The 5,258-nt window shown below is 45.9% G+C and carries 4 protein-coding genes and 1 pseudogene; all 5 read left to right on the top strand.

Translation table 11 applies throughout. The annotated features are described in order from the left end of the window. Window positions 1-350 (top strand): annotated as a pseudogene (locus tag PHC76_RS14625) (tRNA uridine-5-carboxymethylaminomethyl(34) synthesis enzyme MnmG); the annotation flags it as partial. Window position 351: 1 nt separating this feature from the next. Next, complete coding sequence (locus PHC76_RS14620; protein WP_300210678.1) at window positions 352-945, top strand: Crp/Fnr family transcriptional regulator; 594 nt, start codon at window positions 352-354, stop codon at window positions 943-945. A 51-nt stretch (window positions 946-996) separates the two neighbouring features. Continuing rightward, window positions 997-2,442: an efflux transporter outer membrane subunit gene (locus PHC76_RS14615; protein ID WP_300210676.1), complete on the top strand. Its 1,446-nt coding sequence runs from the start codon at window positions 997-999 to the stop codon at window positions 2,440-2,442. Then, entirely contained in the window at window positions 2,435-3,562 is a 1,128-nt protein-coding gene (locus PHC76_RS14610) for an efflux RND transporter periplasmic adaptor subunit (RefSeq protein WP_300210674.1), read from the top strand. Before PHC76_RS14615 ends, PHC76_RS14610 begins: the two co-directional genes overlap by 8 nt. Then, on the top strand, window positions 3,559-5,258 hold a 1,700-nt coding region (locus tag PHC76_RS14605), incomplete at its 3' end, for an efflux RND transporter permease subunit (protein WP_300210672.1). The genes PHC76_RS14610 and PHC76_RS14605, both read left to right, overlap by 4 nt.

The following is a 5,258-nucleotide window of genomic DNA, read 5'->3' as shown; positions in this document are numbered from 1 at the left end:
CGACACAGTTGGTCTCCCGCAAAAGTTTTGATTTGGATAAGTTAGTGAAGCTGATTCCGAGTTTCGCAGAACTCGATCCCTATATCCAAGAGCAAATTTTGATCGAAGCGAAATACGCCCGTTATGTGGAGAAACAAAGCGATGACATCGAGCGGATGTCTAAAATGCTCCATATCGCCATCCCTGAGAATTTCGATTTCGCATCTGTGTCAGGACTCTCGAATGAGATCGTGAGCAAGCTCAATACGTTTAACCCGCCGACCTTGCAAGCGGCATCGCAGATTTCGGGAATGACCCCTGCAGCGCTGGATATCCTTCATATTTATATCAAAATGGCTGGAAAAAAGTAAATTGAAATTACTGAAATTTTTGACCATTAATATCGATTTGAGTAGTAGTGAAGTTGAATTGCTTACCCAAATGTTGCGTCAAAAGTATTTTCAAAAAGGGGAAATGATTCACTACGCGGAGCATATCCACGATGCTATCTATTTCCTCGAATCGGGTATCGCACGCGGGTACTATATCGATGAAAACGGCAAGGATACGACGTGGTATATCTATTTCAACGATGAAAATTCCCATTTGACGAATCTGGTGGTATTTGATTATGATAGCTACTTATGCCAAACTCCTTCGAAACTCCATTTTGAGGCAATCACCGACTGTACGTTTCAGATTATGAAAAAAGAGGAGAAAGATTATTTGTGTGCACACGATTTGAAGTGGTCGGAATTTATGCGTCGTTCCAGTGATTTGGCCTATTCGCTAGTGCATCAGAAGTTTTTCTCTCAGTTAGTTATGAATGCGGAGACACGATTTGCACAGTTTTTAGAAACGACTCCGTATCTGCTGGATAAAGTACCGCAGTACCATATTGCTTCGTATTTGGGGATCACCCCTCAGCATTTGAGCCGATTGAAAAAGATGAACAAATGCGAATGACAACGCTATAAGTAGCGAGTAAAATTCCCCTATATTTGTGAGGGGAATTTTATGCAAAAAACGTTTTTACCACCATATGTGATTTGGTTTTCTATCGCTTCGATATATCTACTATCAGGATGTGCGACACCTGTAGCTTCTCCCCCGAAGCTTGAGACCTCTCTTTCAGCAACGTACCATTATGCGGAAGCTGAAAAAATAGCCTCCGATGAGATAGCGTGGTGGAAGAGTTTCAACGATCCGGTTTTAACGGCACTCATCGAAAAAGGTCTTGAAAACAATCATGACGTACGCAGTGCAATGACACGTATCACTGCGGCGAATGCACTGCGAGATGTACAGGCTTCACGTCTTTTGCCTACGGTAAATCTTGAAGCGTCAGCTTCGAAATCACACAGCGGATTTCCGCAAGCAGTGAAACAGGGATTGCCTGATGTTCGAGCGTACAGGATTGGTTTGGGGATAGATTGGGAGATTGACATCGGCGGAGGATTGCGTGCAGCAAAAAGTGCGGCAGAATCCGATGCTAGGGCTGCCGAGTATGGTGTTGTTGGCGCACAGCTGGTGATAAGCAGTGAAATCGCACGCAACTATTTTACTTTGCGTGCGGTACAAGAACGGCTCAAATTGGTAGAGGCATTGGCTGCGACGCAACATGAAAGTGCGTATGTCGTTTCCAAACGCTATGCGCAGGGGCAATCAAGTCAGTTTGATGTGGATAGAGCAGAGGCAGAGGCCGATACGCTGGATGCTCAGATACCGCAACTACGAGTATGGGTTGCAACCTTGCAAAGTCAGATTGCTGTTTTGGTGGGGGAGAACCCATCAAATTTTGCCGTTTCGGAAGTAGATGCGTATTTTTGGCCAGAGTCGCAAACCATAGGGGTTTCTCAACCGAGTGATTTATTACGGAGACGTCCGGATTTAATGGCCGCCGAATCGCACTACAGTGCCGAATCATTACGTTCGAAAGAGGCACAATCTCAGACATGGCCGAAGCTTTTTGTCAATGCTCTTGTCGGTCGCCAAGACTTCCGTATTAACGGACTTGATTTGGCACAGGTATCATTTTCAAACGTGGCGGCGGCTTTTGTCATGCCGATTTTCAATGCAGGACGGATTCAAGCAGGGATAGATGCACAAAGCGCTCAGGAAAATGAAGCGCTTATCGCGTGGCAAAAAGCGGTTTTAACAGCACTCAAAGAGGTTGAAGACTCTCTTGTCGTGCAATCTGAGGAGATCAAACGCGGTGAAAAGGTCAAATCCGCCCTGAGCAGAGAATCTCACGCGCTTAAAGCAGCGCAATCACTTTATCGTGAAGGGCAAATTGATAAGTTGCCGCTGCTTGATATGCAGCGAGGGGTTTTAGTTAATAAAATAGCCCTAAATGAGCATGGATTACAACGACTATTGTCGGATGTACAGCTTTATAAAGCTTTAGGCGGAGGCTGGTCATCTGAACACAAAAATCCAATAAAGGTATCTACCAATGAATAAAATGACTCAATACATCATTCCTATCAACCTAGTTATTGTCGGGGCCATAACCCTTGGCGGATGCAGCAAGCCAAAGGCGGAACACGAAGTATTACCTACACCCGTATATGTCTCGACAATCCATCAATCCAACGGAATGGAAGAGCGATGGCTAACTGCAACGGTTGGTGCACGCTTTGAGAGCGATCTCGGCTTTCGTACCGGAGGTAAAGTGATAAAACGTTTGGTCAACATCGGGGATAAAGTTAGTCGCGGTCAACCGTTGGCTGAGTTGGACATTGCGGATTATGATCTTGCAATGGGTATTGCCAATGCGCAATATAAAGCTGCGCTCATTGATGCGACTCAGGCTGAATCGGATGAGGGCAGATTCGGCCGATTGGCAGGTGATGGAGCAATGGGAACCGCTGATGTAGAACGCCAAAAAGCTCGTGCCGACGCTGCTAAAACACGTGTGGAACAAGCACGCCAGCAGCTTGAACTTGCAAAAAATAGAAATTCTTACGCGACACTTCTCGCACCGTACGACGGTGTCGTTACGGCAATGCGTATGGAGGTCGGACAAGTCGTAGCGGAGGGGCAAAGCGTTATCTCTCTCGCAAAAGAGGGTGAGCGTGAAGTGGTGGTTGATTTACCCGAAGATATTGTGAGTAAAGCCAAACAATATAGCGCAAAAGCACAATCATGGAGCGATCCTAAAACATCGCTATCTCTGCATCTTCGAGAGCTATCCCCGATCGCTTCCATGCAAGGAAAAACTTTCCGTGCACGCTATGCACCTACAGCGGAATCCAGTGCGATTTTGAACGGAATCTCTTTGGGTAGTACGGCACAGCTTCAGTTATCTCTTCCCTCAAGCGATGAAGGGGTGAACGTCCCTTTGAGCGCACTTATTAAAACGAATAATACACCCGGTGTGTGGGTTGTAAATAGTACCGGAAATGCCCTCTCGTTTGTAAAAGTGAGTGTTTTAAGCCATGGTACGGATAGCGTTCGTGTTCGCGGTTTGAATGAGGGAGCTCGTATTGTTACGGTAGGGGCTCAAAAACTTGACGCTTCTATGAAGATTCGTCCAATCGAACGTATCAATGGAAATCTTGAGACCAGAGGTACCTTATGAAGGATTTTAACCTATCCGAATGGGCGGTAACACATCGTCCGATGGTCCTTTTTTTGATTATTGCCGTTTTGATTGCCGGTATTGTATCGTTCACCAAGCTTGGAAGGTCGGAAGATCCCAACTTTAATGTTCCGACGATGAGCATCGTAGTCGCGTGGCCCGGTGCAACGGCTAAGGAAGTTCAGAATCAAGTACTAAACCGCATTGAGCGCAAACTTCAGGAACTTGAATATATTGACTATGTTAAATCGTACTCACGCCAAGGTTTCGGAGCGATTGAGGTACGTGTTAAAGGGGGAATCGGTAGAAAAAACTTGGATGAATCTTGGTATCAGGCTCGTAAGAAGATTTCTGATATTAGTCGTGAGTTTCCCTCCGGAGTACGAGGACCTTTTTTCAATGATGAGTTCAATGATGTCTACAGTGTTTTATACGCCGTAAAAGCGTCTGATCTAACGATGGCTGAGCTCGGTGATACTGCCGAGGAGATTAAACGTCAGTTGCAAAGTGTAACAGGCGTCAAAAAAGTGGATATTCTCGGTAAGCAGCCCGAACGCATTTTTGTAGAGCTTTCTACCCACCGTCTTGCGGCAATGGGTATCTCTCCTGATGTTATCATGGATGCATTATCCGCACAAAACATGGTGACACCATCCGGCGCGATCGATACGGCAAATGATCGGGTGCATATCCGAATTGACGGCGTATTGCACAACGTAAAAGATGTGGCAAATGTCAGTATCCAGATTGGCGGCAAACTGCTCAAACTCTCCGATGTAGCCACCGTACGTACCGGTTATGAAGATCCGCAAAGCTTTACCATTCGGCATAATGCAGAGCAAACGGTAGCCATCGGCGTGATTATGAAACAAAACGGTGATATTCTGAAACTCGGTTCTGATTTAGATGCACAAATGGCGGTCATTAAAGGTGAATTGCCTATAGGTGTTGAAGTCGAGAAATATGCGGATCAGCCTAAAATCGTAGAGGAATCGGTATGGGAATTTGAGAAATCATTTCTTGAAGCCTTGATTATTGTTTTGATTGTCTCTTTTGTCTCACTCGGATGGCGAACGGGTATCGTTGTTGCGGCCTCTATCCCTCTTGTATTAGGGATCGTTTCGATGATTATGTATGCTGCGGGGTGGAACTTGGATCGTATTTCTCTGGGTGCCTTGATCATCGCATTGGGACTGTTGGTCGATGATGCGATTATCGCGGTTGAAATGATGACCGTCAAACTCGAAGAGGGGTGGGATCGTTTGAGTGCGGCTACGTTTGCCTATAGCTCAACGGCTTTTCCAATGCTTACCGGAACGTTGGTTACGGTAGCCGGCTTTATGCCGGTAGGTTTTGCCAAGTCACTTGCCGGCGAGTATGCCGGAGGGATATTTTGGGTAGTCGGGGTAGCTCTTTTAGCGTCTTGGATCGTAGCTGTCATCTTTACCCCATACCTTGGGATGAAGATGTTGCCGCACTATGATACTCTTTCATCAGAACAAGAGCATGATCCTTATGACAAGCCGATGTATCATAAATTTCGACAATTAATTAACTGGAGTATAACACGACGCTGGTGGGTTCTTGGATCTACCATTGCCCTTTTTGCTCTTGCCGGAGCAGGGATGACATTGGTTCAACAACAGTTTTTTCCTACAGCAGCTCGCAGTGAGTTATTGGTAGAGCTTCGTCTAAG

Origin of the sequence: Sulfuricurvum sp. (assembly GCF_028710345.1) — a bacterium.
Classification (GTDB): Bacteria; Campylobacterota; Campylobacteria; order Campylobacterales; family Sulfurimonadaceae; genus Sulfuricurvum.
This window is presented reverse-complemented; position numbering and strand designations above follow the sequence as displayed.